Origin of the sequence: Nitrincola alkalisediminis (assembly GCF_009821115.1) — a bacterium.
GTDB classification, from domain to species: domain Bacteria; phylum Pseudomonadota; class Gammaproteobacteria; order Pseudomonadales; family Balneatricaceae; genus Nitrincola; species Nitrincola alkalisediminis.
Genome location: NZ_VYTY01000009.1, coordinates 41,478 through 58,435 on the forward strand (window position 1 = coordinate 41,478; position 16,958 = coordinate 58,435).

General features: G+C 46.6%; 16 protein-coding genes. 5 read left to right on the plus strand and 11 right to left on the minus strand.

The window, feature by feature from the left end:
• The first annotated feature begins 49 nt into the window (after positions 1–49).
• The 4 genes from purB (at position 50) to F5971_RS13895 (ending at position 5,514) form a co-directional block, all read left to right on the plus strand.
• Complete coding sequence (gene purB, locus F5971_RS13880) at positions 50–1,414, plus strand: adenylosuccinate lyase (protein ID WP_193495469.1); 1,365 nt, start codon at positions 50–52, stop codon at positions 1,412–1,414.
• A gap of 6 nt (positions 1,415–1,420) precedes the next feature.
• Complete coding sequence (locus F5971_RS13885; protein WP_051514278.1) at positions 1,421–2,185, plus strand: RNA methyltransferase; 765 nt, start codon at positions 1,421–1,423, stop codon at positions 2,183–2,185.
• 21 nt (positions 2,186–2,206) lie between these two features.
• On the plus strand, positions 2,207–3,388 hold the full coding sequence (locus tag F5971_RS13890; protein WP_193495471.1) for a ribosomal protein uL16 3-hydroxylase: 1,182 nt from the start codon (positions 2,207–2,209) through the stop codon (positions 3,386–3,388).
• A 530-nt stretch (positions 3,389–3,918) separates the two neighbouring features.
• The gene (locus tag F5971_RS13895; RefSeq protein ID WP_036508888.1) at positions 3,919–5,514 is read left to right on the plus strand and encodes an isocitrate lyase; all 1,596 of its coding nucleotides are present in this window, start codon (positions 3,919–3,921) and stop codon (positions 5,512–5,514) included.
• A 79-nt stretch (positions 5,515–5,593) separates the two neighbouring features.
• Here F5971_RS13895 and F5971_RS13900 read toward each other — a convergent pair whose 3' ends face one another.
• The 6 genes from F5971_RS13900 to F5971_RS13925 form a co-directional block, all read right to left on the minus strand.
• Positions 5,594–7,753 carry an FAD-dependent oxidoreductase gene (locus F5971_RS13900; RefSeq protein ID WP_193495473.1) on the minus strand — a complete coding sequence of 720 codons (2,160 nt, stop codon included), beginning with the start codon at positions 7,751–7,753 and terminating at the stop codon, positions 5,594–5,596.
• A 32-nt stretch (positions 7,754–7,785) separates the two neighbouring features.
• Complete coding sequence (locus tag F5971_RS13905) at positions 7,786–8,013, minus strand: hypothetical protein (protein WP_193495476.1); 228 nt, start codon at positions 8,011–8,013, stop codon at positions 7,786–7,788.
• 81 nt (positions 8,014–8,094) lie between these two features.
• Complete coding sequence (locus F5971_RS13910; RefSeq protein WP_193495478.1) at positions 8,095–8,316, minus strand: zf-HC2 domain-containing protein; 222 nt, start codon at positions 8,314–8,316, stop codon at positions 8,095–8,097.
• Entirely contained in the window at positions 8,316–8,888 is a 573-nt protein-coding gene (locus tag F5971_RS13915) for a sigma-70 family RNA polymerase sigma factor (protein WP_193495481.1), read from the minus strand. Before F5971_RS13915 ends, F5971_RS13910 begins: the two co-directional genes overlap by 1 nt.
• Positions 8,889–9,109: 221 nt before the next feature.
• Entirely contained in the window at positions 9,110–9,562 is a 453-nt protein-coding gene (locus F5971_RS13920; RefSeq protein ID WP_193495483.1) for a DUF5320 domain-containing protein, read from the minus strand.
• Positions 9,563–9,676: 114 nt separating this feature from the next.
• Positions 9,677–10,162, minus strand: a complete 486-nt coding sequence (locus F5971_RS13925; RefSeq protein WP_193495485.1) for a DUF6036 family nucleotidyltransferase — start codon at positions 10,160–10,162, stop codon at positions 9,677–9,679.
• A gap of 366 nt (positions 10,163–10,528) precedes the next feature.
• On the opposite strand from F5971_RS13925, the gene ovoA reads away from it, so the two are divergent.
• Positions 10,529–12,646: a 5-histidylcysteine sulfoxide synthase gene (gene ovoA / locus F5971_RS13930; protein WP_193495488.1), complete on the plus strand. Its 2,118-nt coding sequence runs from the start codon at positions 10,529–10,531 to the stop codon at positions 12,644–12,646.
• 152 nt (positions 12,647–12,798) lie between these two features.
• On the opposite strand, the gene yddG is transcribed toward ovoA, so the two are convergent.
• The 5 genes from yddG to F5971_RS13955 all read right to left on the minus strand — a co-directional run bounded on the left by yddG (position 12,799) and on the right by F5971_RS13955 (position 16,934).
• Positions 12,799–13,665, minus strand: a complete 867-nt coding sequence (gene yddG / locus F5971_RS13935; RefSeq protein ID WP_193495490.1) for an aromatic amino acid exporter YddG — start codon at positions 13,663–13,665, stop codon at positions 12,799–12,801.
• 65 nt (positions 13,666–13,730) lie between these two features.
• Positions 13,731–14,471 (minus strand): AraC family transcriptional regulator, encoded by a 741-nt coding sequence (locus F5971_RS13940; RefSeq protein ID WP_193495493.1) that lies wholly within the window; start codon positions 14,469–14,471, stop codon positions 13,731–13,733.
• Between the two features lie 62 nt (positions 14,472–14,533).
• Positions 14,534–14,815 carry a peptidylprolyl isomerase PpiC gene (ppiC, locus tag F5971_RS13945; RefSeq protein WP_281348323.1) on the minus strand — a complete coding sequence of 94 codons (282 nt, stop codon included), beginning with the start codon at positions 14,813–14,815 and terminating at the stop codon, positions 14,534–14,536.
• Between the two features lie 142 nt (positions 14,816–14,957).
• Positions 14,958–15,986 (minus strand): 4-hydroxy-2-oxovalerate aldolase, encoded by a 1,029-nt coding sequence (gene dmpG / locus F5971_RS13950; protein WP_193495495.1) that lies wholly within the window; start codon positions 15,984–15,986, stop codon positions 14,958–14,960.
• Between the two features lie 12 nt (positions 15,987–15,998).
• Positions 15,999–16,934 (minus strand): acetaldehyde dehydrogenase (acetylating), encoded by a 936-nt coding sequence (locus tag F5971_RS13955; protein ID WP_193495497.1) that lies wholly within the window; start codon positions 16,932–16,934, stop codon positions 15,999–16,001.
• Positions 16,935–16,958: the final 24 nt, after the last annotated feature.

Sequence of the window (16,958 nt, forward strand, 5' to 3'; positions counted from 1 at the left end):
CTTACCCGCACAAAGACTTTATAACTGTTAAGTAAGTGAGATCGTATTCATGGAGCTTTCTGCCCTCACCGCTATATCCCCTGTCGATGGTCGCTACGGTAGCAAAACCGCAGACCTACGTTCATTTTTCAGCGAATATGGCCTGATCCGCTTTCGTGTCGAAGTGGAAATCCGTTGGTTACAACAACTCGCGGCTCATCCTCAAATCGATGAAGTCCCGAGCTTAAGCCAAGATGCAAACACGCTACTAAACCAGATTGTCAGCGACTTCAATGAAACAGACGCTGCTCGCATCAAAGCGATTGAAAGCCGTACCAACCATGACGTCAAAGCGGTTGAATACTTCATTAAAGAAAAAATCAGCGACAACGCCGAACTCAATAGCATCACTGAGTTTGTGCATTTTGCCTGCACCTCGGAAGACATCAATAACCTTTCTCACGCCCTGATGCTCAAAAATGGCACTGCATTGTTGTTGGATCAAATGCGTGCGGTAACGGATGCGATTGTCAAACTGGCTCACCAGCATGCCGAACTGCCCATGCTGTCACGCACTCACGGTCAAACGGCATCCCCTACCACCGTTGGTAAAGAAATGGCCAACGTCGCCTATCGCTTACAACGCCAAATTAAGCAGATCGAAGCGGTTGAGTTTCTGGGTAAAATCAATGGTGCAGTTGGCAACTACAACGCCCACCTAAGTGCTTATCCAAGCATCGATTGGGCCGCTAATGCAAAAGGCTTTATCGAGGGCCTAGGCTTATCCTTTAACCCTTTTACCACTCAAATCGAACCTCACGATTACATTGCTGAGCTCTTTGATGCCGTATGCCGTTTCAACACGATCTTAATTGATTTTGATCGTGATGTGTGGGGCTATATTTCACTTGGCTACTTCAAGCAAAAAACCGTCGCTGGTGAAGTGGGTTCATCCACCATGCCCCATAAAGTGAATCCAATTGACTTTGAAAACTCCGAAGGCAACTTAGGTATCGCCAACGCGATCATGCAGCATTTAGCACAAAAACTGCCAGTTTCAAGATGGCAGCGTGACCTAACCGACTCAACTGTGTTGCGCAATTTAGGTGTAGGCTTTGGTCACAGTTTGATTGCCTATCAAGCCAGTTTAAAAGGCATATCAAAACTTGAAGCCAACCCGCAGCGCTTGCACGAAGATTTAGATAATGCGTGGGAAGTGTTAGCTGAACCCATCCAAACCGTCATGCGTCGCTATGCAATTGAAGAGCCGTATGAAAAGCTCAAAGACCTGACACGCGGCCAAGCCATGACACGTGACACCCTGCAAGCCTTTATTGCGACGCTTGAAATTCCAGACTCAGCCAAAACTGAGCTGTTGGCATTGACGCCAAGTACATATATTGGCAACGCGATCTCGCAAGCAAAAGGAATCTAAGCGGCTATGCTGGACAACATCCGTATCGTTCTTGTTGAAACCTTTCATCCAGGTAACATAGGTGCGGTTGCCCGTGCGATGAAAAACATGGGCTTAAGCCAGCTGTATTTGGTCCAGCCTCGGGTCTTTCCAGACCCTGAGGCCACCTCCCGAGCAGCCGGAGCGAAAGATTTGCTGGAGTCCGCACAGGTCGTAAGCTGCCTCGATGAAGCCATCGCTGACTGCCAGTTGATTGTGGGCACCAGCGCGCGCGAACGCACTTTCAATCTTCCCTTACTCGATTTAGAAACGGCGGCAACACTGATTCATCAAGAGGCGCACTCTGGACAAATCGCAATACTGTTTGGCCGAGAGACAATGGGCTTAAACAATGCAGAAATGCTGGCATGCAATCGCCATCTGTATATCGATGCCAATCCCGAGTATCCCGTTTTAAATATAGCTCAGGCTGTTCAACTTGTTTGCTATGAACTATTTAAAACCTACAAAACACCGAGACAAGCTTCAATTGACGAGACCCCCTATGCACGTCAATCGGAGATGGTGTTGTTCTACGAGCACCTGGAAAAGGTGCTGCGGCAAACGCAATTCATTATTCCTCAGCACGAGGGCCGCGTTCTCGATAAGATTAAGCGCTATTTTAATCGCTCTCGTCCCGAACGTACCGAGCTCAGTATTCTCAGAGGTATTTTGAATTCGGTTGAAGAGAGCCTAGAGCGCAATCAACGCCCTTCGCACTCATCGCATTCAAACGACGATCAAGCCTCTTAACCCTGTCAGGACGTTACTCATATGATACCCAACTCCCCGCTCGGCAATATGAGCGCAGAAGAATTTTTGCGCGATTACTGGCAGAAGAAACCCTTAGTGATCCGCAATGCCTTAGCAGAGATGCCACCTCCCATTGAGCCTGACGAGTTAGCGGGCTTGGCATGTGAAGAGGATGTAGAATCCAGACTCATCAGCTTTAATCCGTCAGCGGATCAATGGTCTATGCGTCATGGCCCCTTCAATGACGACGATTTTGCACAACTCCCTGCCTCCGGCTGGACACTCCTCGTGCAAGGCGTTGATCATTGGTCTCCTGAGGCGAATGCGCTCTTACGTCGCTTTTCATTTGTGCCCAATTGGCGTGTCGATGACCTAATGATCAGCTATGCCACAGATGGCGGCGGTGTTGGGCCTCACTATGACAATTACGACGTGTTTCTGATACAAGTGAAAGGCAAGCGTCGCTGGGAAATTGGTGGGCTATTTGATGAGCATTCACCTCGTCGTGAAGATGCGCCAGTTATGATTCTTCCTGAATGGGAAGCGCACGAAAGCTATGTATTGGAACCCGGTGATATTCTCTACTTACCGCCAAGAGTCGGTCACAATGGAATTGCAATCGGTGATGACTGCATGACCTGCTCGGTTGGTTTCAGAGCACCGGCTCATCACGAAATCTTACGCAGCTTTACGGATTATATTGGCGAGCGCCTGGGTCATGATGCCCGTTACAGCGATCCAGATCTTACCTTGCAAACCGAACCGGGTGAAATCAGCCATGAAGCTCTTAACAAAGTGCGTGCAACCCTACTAGAAAGTCTAGACCAGCCTGATCTCCTCGCGAAATGGTTCGGTGAGTGGATTACTGAGCCTAAGTATCCTCTTTATGCGGATATAGATGCTGAACCCTTTTCCCTAGATGACATTCGCGCATTTTTAGAAGAAGGTGGCGTCTTAACGCAAAACGAAGGAAGTCGGTATTCATTCATAGAATCAGAGACCGTGACGCATTTGTTTGTCGATGGCAAACACTACACTCTCGATACACCTGACAGTCGACGTTTAGCCAAACGTCTTTGCCATCCAGAGCCCTTACTAGACGATGACGTCAATGCTGCAGATGCACAATCAGTAACACTCTTGTCTGACTTGATCCTCGCCAATTCGCTTTACAGTCAAGATGACCTTGACGCATCAGAATAAACATTCCTAACAAATATATTCATACATATCTTTTTTGTTCACTGTTGTCGCCATTGAAGTCAGCAGTGAACCCTCTCCCCTAGAGTTAACACCTACGACCAAAGGATCACAACTTTGGTATAAAAAGCTTTAAAATCAGTCATTTTGCTTAATTTACCCTGAGTTTGTAGTCGCTTTTATTAAGATCTTTTTGAAATAAAAAAATTACTTTTAATAACTTATTTTTTTGTAAATGACTGATTATTTAAAAACTCTCTTCAATAGACTCATTTCCCTGATCTTCGACTTGAGCCCTGAATTTACTCACTTTTTACACCAAAACACTCTCCGTAGAGTTGTAGTTTTTTTACATTTTAGCGTGCAAAGCGCTTGTAGTCATACTACAGCCATGCTGCTATGCACAAAATTAGCTTTGACAGTCAAGGCCGAGCAACGCATTATTGATTTCAACGGAGCCGAGAGGAACGACTCTCTCGCGCAGATGTAAAGATTCCATGTTCCTCAACCGATAATTTTGAGAAGGAAAACCCATGTCTAGCATCAATAAAGATATAGATTCTATTGCTACCTTGGCTAAAGAGTTTGGTCCTGCTTACGAAGGTATCAACCCAGAATACGCAGCTCGCATGCGTGCCCAAAACCGCTTCAAAACCGGTCTAGACATTGCTCAGTACACCGCTGACATAATGCGTCGTGATATGGCTGAGTATGATGCAGATAGCTCAGCGTACACGCAATCTCTGGGTTGCTGGCATGGTTTTATCGGTCAACAAAAACTGATCGCAATCAAAAAGCATTTCGGCACCACAAACAAGCGCTACCTCTACCTGTCTGGCTGGATGATTGCTGCTCTTCGTTCTGAGTTTGGTCCATTACCTGACCAATCCATGCACGAGAAAACCTCAGTACCTGCGTTGATCGAAGAGCTTTACACGTTCCTTCGTCAAGCAGATGCTCGTGAAATGGGTGGCTTATTCCGTCAACTGGATGCCGCTCGTGCCGCGGGTAATGCAGCTGAAGAGAAAGCGATTCAAGACAAAATCGACAACTTCCAAACGCATGTTGTGCCCATCATCGCTGACATCGATGCTGGTTTCGGTAACGAAGAAGCCACGTACCTGTTGGCTAAGAAAATGATCGAAGCGGGTGCTTGTGCGATTCAGATCGAGAACCAAGTATCAGACGAGAAACAATGCGGACACCAAGACGGTAAAGTAACCGTTCCACATGCTGATTTCTTAGCGAAGATCCGTGCTGTTCGTTACGCCTTCTTAGAACTTGGTATTGACAATGGTATCATCGTTGCGCGTACTGACTCCTTAGGAGCTGGCTTAACCAAGCAAATCGCAGTCACAAACGAGCCTGGCGACCTAGGTGATAAGTACAACAGCTTCTTAGATGGTGACTACATCAACAGCGCTGAAGACATTGCCAATGGTGATGTGGTTGTTAAAGCCAACGGCAAGCTGCTCAAGCCTAAGCGTCTAGCGTCTGGTTTGTTCCAGTTCAAGCCTGGCTCAGGTGTTGATCGTGTGGTTCTTGACTGTGTAACTTCTTTGCAAAACGGTGCAGATCTACTTTGGATCGAAACAGAGAAGCCTCACGTTGGTCAGATCAAAGAAATGGTTGATCGCATTCGTGAAGAAGTGCCAAATGCGAAGCTGGTTTACAACAACAGCCCATCTTTCAACTGGACGCTGAATTTCCGTCAGCAAGTGTTTGATGCGATGGCAGCTGAAGGCAAAGATGTTTCCAGTTACGACCGCGCCAACCTAATGAGCGTTGAGTACGATGAAACTGAATTGGCGATCGAAGCTGACAACCGCATCCGTACGTTCCAAGCAGACGCCGCTCGCGAAGCAGGCATTTTCCATCACCTGATCACGCTGCCTACATACCACACAGCTGCGCTGTCAACTGACAACCTAGCGAAAGAGTACTTCGGTGCCGCTGGCATGTTAGGATACGTTGCAGGCGTTCAACGTAAAGAGATCCGTCAAGGTATCGCATGCGTTAAACACCAAAACATGGCTGGATCTGACATGGGTGACGATCACAAAGAGTACTTCTCTGGTGATGCTGCACTGAAAGCGTCTGGTAAAGACAACACGATGAACCAGTTCTAATACGACCTCAATAACCCCTTACTAAGTAAGGGGTTATCAAAATGCGTTTGAGGCTACTCAAGTGTCTCAAACGCCTCTCTTAGTTAAGCCTCCACTGATGAAATTTTTGCAGCCAACCTAACACCGTCTTGGGTGCATGGGCTTTTTTCCAATTGCCTGCCGCAAATTTGTTCGCTTCGGTCATGGTTGGATAAATATGAATCGTCCCCAGTAATTTATTCATTCCCAGTCCATGTTTCATGGCGAGTACAAACTCGGCAATCAAATCACCAGAATGAGGACCCACTAACGTCACACCTAAGATTTTATCTTTCCCTTGCTGTGTTAAGACTTTCACAAAGCCATAGGCCTGACCATCGGCGATGGCACGATCCAAATCATCGATACCATAGGTCGTGACTTCATAATCGATGCCCTGCTCTTTAGCCTCTTGTTCATTTAAACCGACTCGGGCCACTTCAGGATCGGTGAATGTCGCCCATGGAAGAAAGCGATAGTCCACTGCAAACTTTTTAAAATCACCGAACAACGCATTCACTGTGGCATGCCAGGCCTGATGTGAAGCAGCATGGGTAAATTGATAAGGACCTATCAAGTCACCACAGGCAAAAATATTGGGGTAAAGCGTCTGCAAATACTTGTTTGTATCGAGACTATCGGGTGTTTTAGCCTCTTCGGGTAACAGCCCCAATTCTTCAAGACCATATCCACTGAGTCTTGGTTTTCGGCCTACAGCGATCAGTACACGATCAAATTCAATAGAGACTTCTTCTCCAGTCACTTTCTGGGCAATCAGGTATTTTTTATCGCCAGCAACTTCAAACCGTAACGCTTGATGCTGCAAACGAAGATCCACACCTTCTTGACGAAAATGCTGCATCACCAACTGACTGGCATCTTCATCTTCTCGTGACATCAGACGCGTACCACGCTCTACGTGCGTCACTTGAGAGCCCAAACGTTGAAAGGCTTGCGCTAATTCACAACCGATGGGGCCTCCACCCAGTATTAACAACCTTTTAGGTAGCTCACGTAACTGCCACAGGCTATCAGATGTTAGATAGTCAACTTGATCTAATCCTTGAAGATCGGGTACGAAGGGTTCAGCACCCGTCGCCAGAATAATGCTGCGGGTAGTGACGCGCTGCACTTCGCCTGTATTTAGGGTAATCTCAACTTCCCAAGGCGAAATGAGTTTCGCACTACCCTGGCGCACATCGACACCTAATCCGGTAAAGCGCTCTACCGAATCATGAGGTTCGATCTCAGCGATCACCGCATGAATACGATCCATCACGGCAGCAAAATCGACCTCCGGTTGTTGGCTTTTTAAACCATAGTGATCAGCGTGACGCATTTCATGCGCAAGTTTCGCTGAACGAATCAGGGCTTTTGAGGGCACACACCCCGTATTCAGACAGTCACCACCCATTTGGTGCTTTTCAACCAGTACCACCTTCGCTTTCACGGCCGCCGCAATGTAAGCCGAGACCAAACCACCACTACCAGCACCGATCACCACTAAATTGGTATCGAAGTGCATCGGTTTTTTCCACTGACGTAACGCTTGACGACTTTTATAGATTTCTAGTGCTTTGCGGGCCAGCAACGGAAATACACCCAACAGCGCGAAGGCGCCCAAGAGTTGAATGGATAAAATATCACTCGGTGACTGAAGTTGTGCAAGCTGAGTACCGGCATTGACATAGACCGCCGTACCGACCAGCATCCCCACCTGACTCACCCACCAAAAGGTCCAGATGTTCATCCGTGTCAGACCCATCGCGAGATTGATCACAAAGAAAGGAAATGCCGGCACTAGGCGTAGTGCAAAAAGATAGAAGGCACCTTCCCGCTCAACACCGTCATCCAGCTTTTTCATGCTATGGCTAAATCGCTGTTTGACCCAATCGCGTAGAAAAAAACGCGACACCAGCATCGCCAGAGTTGCACCCAGCGTAGAGGCAAATGAAACCAATAACAGTCCCCAGCCTAAGCCGAATATCGCACCACCAGCGAGTGTCATAATCGCAGCTCCCGGAAGGGACAGGGCAGTCACACCGACGTAAACCAAGAGGTAAACCAAACTCACCATGAACGGTTGAGCGTCTCTCATCGCCATCAGGTTAGCCTGCTGCTGTTTGAGGTTGTCAAAGGTTAACGCATCTAGCCAACCAAGCTGCCAAACCACTAACACGGCTAAGACTAACCCAGCCAGTAATACGACTTTCTTATTCATTGATCACACCTTAAGTAATATTCTGTTTTAACTCAGTCGTAAGCATCACGGTGGTTCTTACACTCTCTATGACTTAAACGCTGATCAGTTTTTTTAAAAAGCATGACATAACTGATGACCTGTAAAAGTGCAACAATGAGAAGTATCCAACCCTGATTCGTTAACTCTGGAGAACTGTTCAAGATCGCTGGCCACTCAAAAGCCTGATGCGTCAAAAACAACACCATTAAGCCCGCCAAAATTACCAATAAAATCAGCATCTGCTGAACATCGGTTTGATCGATATATCCTCTTATCCTATTTGAAGGATATGTTGCTTAAGCCATCAGTTTTCTTACAGTTTATTTTTTCGATGCATCTGAATCAGGCTCAAGATGACCCTCTTCAATCCTTTTTTGATGCCAACCTTGCCCCGCTTGATGAATGAGTTCGAGCTGTTGATCACAACGGTGACAGCTTTTACACATCAACAAATGAAACCTAAGTCTCAATTTCTCGCCTAAAGGCAGAGGACGGTCTAAACGAGCAGACATAAGATGCGTGGCTTTATGACAGGTCAACATTATGTGCCCTCTCCGACTAACCAACCCTTTTCAAGGCATTGGCGAAGCTTCATTCGAGCTCGGTACAGAATCACCGAGCAGTTGTTTTCTGTAATGTTCAGGATGGAGCATATTTCTTCAGTATCGACATCCATAAGTTCACGTAATGAGAAAACACGTGCAGGCACATCGGGCAAATGAATCATGCAGGCATCGAAGACACGCCAAAAGTGACTGCTGGCAAGAACCGCTTCTGGATCACCCCAGTCTTGGGGTCGATGTTCATCTTGCCAGCGCTCATTTTCACGAAACTGTTTATCCAGTTCATCTTGCCATGAGGTATCCGTATCAACCAACCAGCGTGAACGCACCTTTTGGGCACGAAACAGATCCAGTAGTTTGTACTTAAGAATTCCGAATACCCATGTTTCATATTGACTAAGTCCTTTAAACTCATCCTGTTTAGTTGTCGCCACCAACAATGCTTCCTGCACCACGTCTTCTGCCTCATCATGACAACGCAACTGTAAACGTGCAAACGCTAGTAATCGTGGCCTCAAGGCTGTTAGGCGCTTTTCATAATCAGGTAACATTAAGACTTTCCAATCAATTTTTATGTAAAAGTACACTTGCCCATAAGATTAAACAATTACAGGTTAAAGTCTATTAAGAAAAGGGACACAGGTGATGTTGATTTGTCAACAAAGGAGGTCTGTGAATCAAGCACAGTATTACAAGATTAATCATTGAAAATTTCAGATGCCCAGCTAAAGTATCCATGTAATTTCCAAATCATACAAGAGTGTGCATCCGACTATGGCGCAAGTAAGTCCTTATATCTCGTTTGATTTGCTCTGCGCTGCATATCGATTAAGCCAAGAGCCATGGGCTTCATACCAGTTGCAAAACCCCACCGCTTAGCAAAATCATCTCTATTCTTGCGAGGCAAACTATCATACGTATAAAAAGTACGCTGCTCCGTGTGAACAGACAGATTTTTAAGTCTTTCACGAACAACTTCTAATTGTTGTTTGAGCATTTTCTTTTGGAAAGGCGACACTAAATGATTGGATGCCAAATAATCTACTACATAAGCTGCTTTAGCTGCCGCATCTGGATCACTCAGTCGATCTAACTTTGGTACAAAATTATGAAACCAAACAAGCTCAGCAACTTTACGCAGGTCATCTTTAGCCCTATCAACAGAGTCTAAGGGGTTCGAAAATGTTTGCTCAAAATATGCCTGATTTAGATAGTTTGCACTCATGTTAACACCTATTTATAAGCCTCGCTCTTTTAACTCGCGAATCATATAGCTTAGGTTTGCCTTAAGCCGAGATTGAGCTCCAATTGCATAAGAAAGAACCTTCACTCCTTCTTGCTACAAGGTCTCTGCACTTATTCGTCCTGCGCTTGCTAAGGAGATAATATCATCTTGATCACCTTCAGCCAATCTATCCAACTTATGAACAGCTAAATGTAATGGAGAGACAAGGTATACATGCAGAGGAGCGGCTTTATCAATCATTAAGGGTACAGCACACTCTTGGTAATCATCAGCCAACATGCCAGAAATCCCAGTGCTGAAATTGGGATCTATAGAGACAGATTGTTCATTACCCTCCTCGTCTTCATACCTAATGATAATCTCTTCCAACTCCATCTTCTGGGCAGCTTGAAGCTCAGTATCAATATCTCCCGATCCTCGAGCATTTGTATAGATGTGAACAGCTGCCCCACCAAATACATAAGCCCTACATGAACCCGGAGCAGCATCTTCTAGTATGAAGGATATTTCCACCGAGAGTTCTTTAAATGCTTCAAAGATTGCTTTCGTCAAGGGTGTATTTAAATACAAATCGTTCATGTAGTCTGTTCTTTCCTAACCTCAGCTACGATGAGCCTAAAGTGAATAACTCAAGACAACTTGAGTATCAGAATCCTGCAAGTCAACATCAACTGGTATTATATACAGTATATGATGCTATTTTCACCCTTTTATCATACATCAGGACTTTAAATTCCGCCTCGATGTCAGCGCCTAACAGGACGCACATTTCGCCTAGAATCAGGTATATGAATCCATTGATTATTTGTATTAGGATATCAACATCTACAAAAAATCAAAACATCAAGAATTTTCCAGTCAAGAATAAAATTCTTTTGATTAAACCAGCTTATCCCTCTCAACGTAGCACTAAATAAACTAATACCTTGCCAAGGGACTTCTCGCATGCTGACCAGACCTCATAAAACACCGATTATCAACGCTGGTGACCCTATCCTTAAGCGACAAGAGATCAAAACCTACTTTAATGATACCTTCGAGCTGTATGAGTCCTTATTTTCAGTCTTAGCATCCGATCAGACGTTCTATTTACGTCCCGAACCCTTGCGTCATCCTTTGATTTTTTACTTTGGCCACACCGCTACGTTTTTCGTAAACAAGCTTCGCGTAAGCCAAATCATCAGCAATCGCTTGAACCCAAAGCTAGAGTCCATGCTTGCCATCGGTGTCGATGAGATGTCTTGGGATGATCTGAATGACGCACATTATGATTGGCCTAGTGTTGAAGAAGTGAAACGCTATCGCGATCAAGTCAAAGTCCTCGTCAACCAACTTATTGATGAATTGCCTCTAGCGTTGCCGATTCAGTGGGAAGACCCTTTCTGGATTATTTTAATGGGGATCGAACACGAACGTATTCATCTTGAAACTTCATCTGTATTAATTCGACAGCTACCCATTCATCAAGTCAGACCGTCTAATCAGTGGCCGATTTGTCCAGACCAAACCCGCACGCCCCCTAGCAACAATATCCTTCCCGTGAACCAAGGTCTTGTGATTCAAGGCCGCCATAAAAACCAATCGAACACCTACGGGTGGGATAATGAATTTGGCCATTTAGAGACAGAGGTTCAAGCCTTTCAGGCCAGCCAGTACTTGGTCAGTAATGCCGAATACCTTCAGTTTGTCCGTGACGGAGGGTATGAGGTGCAAGAATGGTGGACAGATGAAGGCTGGCAGTGGGTGAGCTACAAAAGGCCTAAACACCCCATTTTCTGGGTGCCTCAAAGCGATGGCAGCTTTAAATATCGGGCTATGCTAGAGGAAATTGAAATGCCCTGGAGCTGGCCAGTTGATGTTAATCATTTAGAAGCCAAAGCCTTTTGCCAATGGCTGTCCACCAAGCAAGGAAAACCCCTTAGGCTGCCCACCGAAGCAGAATGGTATCGACTCTATGACCTTAACCTTCAACAGGATCATGTTGAGTGGGAAAAGGCACCCGGCAATGTCAATTTAGAAGCGTTTGCATCTTCATGTCCGGTGAATCAATTTCAACAGGGCAATTTTTACGATATTGTCGGCAATGTATGGCAATGGACCGAGACGCCCATTGATGCGTTTAACGGTTTTGAAGTCCATCCTAGCTATGATGACTTTTCAGTTCCGACCTTTGATGGTAAACATAATCTAATCAAAGGGGGAAGCTGGATTTCAACCGGAAATGAATCCATCCGTGACAGTCGCTATGCCTTTCGACGTCACTTTTTTCAACACGCGGGCTTTCGATATGTGGAGTCTGCCCTAATGCCGAATAACCATATGAACACCTACGAGACCGACGCGCTTATTTCAATGTATCTAGAATTTCACTACGGTGCAGAATATTTTGGTGTTCCAAACTACCCCAAAGCCTGTGTTGAGCAGGTACAGCAACTCACTCAACGCAATCACTTTAAACATGTTTTGGATATTGGCTGCGCAACCGGTCGCAGCAGTTTCGAGCTGGCCAATATCTCAGACAAAGTCGATGCCTTAGACTTTTCAGCACGATTTATCCGCAATGCTCAGTTGCTCGCAGAGAAGGGTCAGATTCGCTATCAAATACCCACTGAGGGAGAATTAACTGAACTCAAAGACATCCATCTTGCGCACTTGGGTCTTGAGCAACAGGCTTATAAAGTGACCTTTTCCCAAGGCGATGCCTGCAATCTAAAAGCCATGTATACCGGCTACGATTTGGTATTTGCAGGAAATTTGATTGATCGACTGTACGAGCCTGCGAAGTTTTTAAACGACATCAAACCCCGCATCCTTGCAGGTGGTTATCTGGTCCTCACCTCGCCCTACACTTGGCTGGCCGAATTTACAGATAAAAACCAATGGTTAGGCGGCTTTAAAGACGCTGGCGAGAACCTCACAACGCTCGAAGGCCTGAAACAACATTTAGCGCCAGAGTTTGAATTGATCGGCACTCAAGATATTCCGTTTGTGATTCGTGAAACAGCACGCAAGCACCAGCATACGGTTGCCGAAATGTCAGTCTGGAAAAAAGTGACGCGATAACTTGCACTTTCCTATTATGCGCTATACTTAAAGCAGAGATATGTACGATCTCAGACCGCAAGCACCCATTCTAGGAATGTGGTCGCACAGGTCAGAGGCCAGTCACCAAAAGGCACATTTGCTGAGGTCGCTGGCCTTTTTTACAATCTGACTTATGCCCATTTTCTTCCCGCGATGAAGGATCCACCGACAATAGCGAGACTCGCATACAGGATTGCCGAGCTTGGTTCCGCCTCTCCGGCCATCAGCAGCAAGACAACCGAAATTAAGGGAGCGCTATACGCCAACGTGCCAAGAAGCTGGATATTGCCATGCTTAACACCGTAATCCCAGGTAAAGAAAGCAATCCCAACAGGGCCAAGCCCTAAACCGACCACTCCAACCCACTGTACAAGCGTTTGCGGCCAGACGGTCTGCTCCCATATTAGATGGCAAATCAACGCCAATACTGAGGTCACCGCACAAAACCAACCCACTGCATCCGTGGGAACAGACTTCACCAAACGGCTTAACACAGAGTAACTAGACCAAATCAACGCACACAATAGAGCCAATAGATATCCCTGTACATACTGTGACTGAAAGCCACTTGCATTCTGACCCACCAATATCCAGCATCCAAATAAGGCCAGTATTGCCCCTGTCACATGGGGTTTTCGTATCTTTTCACCGGGCAACAAAGCGCTGAACAAGACAATCAACAATGGCCAAAGATAGGCCAATAAGCTCACTTCAACAGCGGGCGCCAATGTCATGGCTTTGAAGTAGACAAAATGGTAGCCAAATAAACCGGCCACCCCTAACCCCCATGCTGCGATAGGCTGACGGATAAACACAACGCCCGATTGCTTACGCCAACACCATCGCGCAAGCATCAATAAAAATGCAATACCAAAAGTCATGGACATTAACTGAAACTCAGGAATCACGCCGCCCGTCATACGGGTGAGCAATGCCAAGGTCCCCCAGAGAAGAATTGAAACAGATCCTATTAAGGTTGCTGTATGCAAGGAAGCCATCTTGATCCTACTGTCGATTGAAAAACATGACTGTAACCAAAAGGCCTAGACGACGCTTTCGTGATTCAGCGTATCTCTTTGCTCAATCGGCGGAAATGACGGGGGGACCGACCCATGCATTGTCGGAAACGATCACTAAACGCAGCCAAATTTGAATAGCCCACGGATTCGGAGATACGTTGCACACTTAATTCCGTTGACTCCAGCAAGTCCCGAGCACGCTGCATTCGTTGTTCAATGAGGTAGTGCTGTGGAGAGCATCCTTCAGATTGAGTAAACACATGGTTCAGTTGACGAACACTCAAATGGGCGACCCCAGCCAGTTGAGGCAGTGTAATACCTTGATCCAAATTGTGCGCGATATAGGCTTTAACAGCGGCCACGCGTTGATCCACCTGTACTTGAACACCCGCCTTTTCCTGCAGCAACTGTATCAACAAGCCTAGCATTTGCTTTTGTAGATCCGGCGTATTTTGTTGAGCCTGAACCTGAGCAGACAAGAAGCCGACATAGCGCGTCAGTGCTTCATCCAAATCGATAAACGCTGGAAATGACTCCAAACGCGGAGCCAAGGATGATGGTACATCGGCCACCAGAAACATATTTCGATCTGATGCAAAAAATCCGTGAGAAGCCCCTGCCGCAATAATCGCCGCTTTCGAAGCTGTCACATCTCCCTCGGCGTGCTCGATGCTTAAAGACAAGCGCCCCGCAACGGGCAACACCAATTGATGATAATCGTGCTGATGGCTCGCCACTTCATTCGAATAGGATCGTAGGTCGAGGGACGAAAACTCGATGCTCACACCAATAACGCCTCAGACACACAGTCAACCGATCTGCAGCAAATAGGGTACAGACGCATTTTCTACTTGTTCCGGTACAGAATTTTGATTAGATGAAAACCAAACTGAGTTTTTACAGGCCCATGGACTTTGTACAGAGACTTGGTAAACACCACTTGATCGAAGGCTTTCACCATCTGGCCTTTGCGAAACTCACCTAAATCGCCACCTCGCTTTCCAGATGGGCAGATAGAATGTTTCTTAGCCAATAAGGCAAAATCGGCACCTTTTGCCAGTTTTTCCTTTAATTTCTCTGCCTCTTCTTCCGTTTTAACTAAAATATGGACCGCACTTGCTGTTGCCATGATTGCACCTATAAAATTTTTAATCATTCTATAGGCTGAGACTTTTTAATCAAAGCGTTGAAATTCTGGTTTGCTGTTTACTGACGTGATGTCGAAGCGACTGAGCGTCGCTTCGTTTAAACCTAGCGGTTATTTCAACTCATTAAGCGGATTGGGCCTTGAGAAGATCCAATGCAACATCCACGATCATATCTTCTTGACCACCCACCATACGCCGCTTACCCAGTTCAACCAGAATATCCACGGTTTTAAGACCATACTTTTCAGCCACGATCTCAGAGTGACGTAAAAAACTGGAATAAACACCGGCATAGCCCAATGCCAAGGTTTCACGATCCACACGTACGGGGCGATCTTGAAGGGGACGTACAATATCATCCGCTGCATCCATCAGTGTGTACAAATCTGTTCCATGGTCCCATCCCTGACGTTCCCCAGCCGCAATAAACACCTCAAGTGGTGCATTTCCGGCTCCCGCTCCCATACCGGCAAGGCTTGCATCTATTCGATCACAGCCCTCTTCGACCGCCACCATGGAGTTCGCCACGCCCAATGAAAGATTGTGGTGCGCGTGAATCCCCGTCAAGGTACTGGCGTTCAGCACATCTTTCAACGCACGGAAACGATCTCGAATATCGCCCATAGCCATCGCACCGCCCGAATCCACCACATAGATACAGGTGGCTCCATAGCTTTCCATCAGTTTGGCTTGTTCGGCTAAGCCTTGCGGGGTCGTCATATGGCTCATCATTAAAAAGCCAACGGTATCCATACCCAGTTTACGTGCGTGCTCTATATGCTGGCGTGAAACATCGGCCTCCGTGCAGTGCGTCGCCACACGGACAATACGAGCACCCGCTGCGTAGGCAGCCTCCAAATCATGAACCGTCCCTATGCCTGGTAATAACAGCGTGGCGATCTGAGCATGCTCAACCACTTCAGACACGGCTTCAATCCACTCCAGGTCGGTATGAGCGCCAAAGCCATAGTTAAAACTAGAACCTTGAAGCCCATCACCATGCGCCACTTCAATGCTGTCAACACGGGCTTTGTCCAACGCTCGCGCAATCATTTGCACCTGTTGAATCGTATATTGATGACGCACCGCATGGCTCCCATCACGCAGCGTTACGTCGGAGATGTAGAGTTTTTTTCCTGGGTTAAAGCTCATAGTCAACTCTCCTTAAACCGTCAATGATGATTGAGCCATGCGCTCTGCCGTCGATAGAGCGGCTGAGGTCATGATGTCGAGATTACCCGCATACGCTGGCAAATAGTGAGCGGCGCCTTCAACTTCTAAAAAGATCGATGTTTTTAAACCACTAAAGCGGCCTAAACCCGGAATATTGACAGGCCGCTCGGGAGGAATACAATCGAACTGTACACGCTGCTTTAACCGATACCCTGGCACATAGCTCTGGACGGCTTTTTCCATGTCTAACACGGAGGCTTCAACCTCAGCCATATCCGCCGCCTCAGACAAGACCATTACGGTGTCTCGCATCATTAGAGGTGGCTCTGCGGGATTCAGAATGATGATGGCTTTCCCTTTCTCCGCACCACCGACGACTTCAATCGCTTTTGAGGTGGTTTCGGTAAACTCATCAATGTTCGCACGCGTACCCGGGCCAGCTGACTTACTTGAAATAGAGGCGATGATTTCGGCGTAATGTACCTTTGCAACACGAGATACAGCCGCCACCATCGGAATCGTGGCTTGGCCGCCACAGGTCACCATGTTGACATTGGTATCCTCTAAGTGACGATCCAAGTTCACCACTGGGATACAATAGGGTCCGATTGCAGCCGGTGTCAGATCGATAATACGCAAGTTCGGCTTCAAGCCTCTTAAAAACACTTCATTTTTCAAGTGCGTGCCAGCTGACGTTGCATCGAAGATAACATCGATTTCTGAAAAAACAGGTAAGCGAGCGAGCCCCTCAACCCCCTCATGTGTGGTTGCCACGCCCATGCGCGACGCACGTGCCAAGCCATCTGAGTTAGGGTCAATCCCAACCATGGCTCCCATCTCAATATACTTACCATTGCGCAGAATTTTTATCATCAAATCAGTGCCAATATTGCCTGAACCTATAATGGCCGCTTTAAATTTTTTCATGGAGATATCCTAGTAAAGGGTGAT

Excerpts from the sequence above, each read along its gene's own strand:
- purB (WP_193495469.1), top strand. The coding sequence starts at position 50 with ATGGAGCTTTCTGCCCTCACCGCTATATCCCCTGTCGATGGTCGCTAC.
- F5971_RS13885 (WP_051514278.1), top strand. The coding sequence starts at position 1,421 with ATGCTGGACAACATCCGTATCGTTCTTGTTGAAACCTTTCATCCAGGT.
- F5971_RS13890 (WP_193495471.1), top strand. The coding sequence starts at position 2,207 with ATGATACCCAACTCCCCGCTCGGCAATATGAGCGCAGAAGAATTTTTG.
- F5971_RS13895 (WP_036508888.1), top strand. The coding sequence starts at position 3,919 with ATGTCTAGCATCAATAAAGATATAGATTCTATTGCTACCTTGGCTAAA.
- F5971_RS13900 (WP_193495473.1), bottom strand. The coding sequence starts at position 7,753 with ATGAATAAGAAAGTCGTATTACTGGCTGGGTTAGTCTTAGCCGTGTTA.
- F5971_RS13905 (WP_193495476.1), bottom strand. The coding sequence starts at position 8,013 with ATGCTGATTTTATTGGTAATTTTGGCGGGCTTAATGGTGTTGTTTTTG.
- F5971_RS13910 (WP_193495478.1), bottom strand. The coding sequence starts at position 8,316 with ATGTTGACCTGTCATAAAGCCACGCATCTTATGTCTGCTCGTTTAGAC.
- F5971_RS13915 (WP_193495481.1), bottom strand. The coding sequence starts at position 8,888 with ATGTTACCTGATTATGAAAAGCGCCTAACAGCCTTGAGGCCACGATTA.
- F5971_RS13920 (WP_193495483.1), bottom strand. The coding sequence starts at position 9,562 with ATGAGTGCAAACTATCTAAATCAGGCATATTTTGAGCAAACATTTTCG.
- F5971_RS13925 (WP_193495485.1), bottom strand. The coding sequence starts at position 10,162 with ATGAACGATTTGTATTTAAATACACCCTTGACGAAAGCAATCTTTGAA.
- ovoA (WP_193495488.1), top strand. The coding sequence starts at position 10,529 with ATGCTGACCAGACCTCATAAAACACCGATTATCAACGCTGGTGACCCT.
- yddG (WP_193495490.1), bottom strand. The coding sequence starts at position 13,665 with ATGGCTTCCTTGCATACAGCAACCTTAATAGGATCTGTTTCAATTCTT.
- ppiC (WP_281348323.1), bottom strand. The coding sequence starts at position 14,815 with ATGGCAACAGCAAGTGCGGTCCATATTTTAGTTAAAACGGAAGAAGAG.
- dmpG (WP_193495495.1), bottom strand. The coding sequence starts at position 15,986 with ATGAGCTTTAACCCAGGAAAAAAACTCTACATCTCCGACGTAACGCTG.
- F5971_RS13955 (WP_193495497.1), bottom strand. The coding sequence starts at position 16,934 with ATGAAAAAATTTAAAGCGGCCATTATAGGTTCAGGCAATATTGGCACT.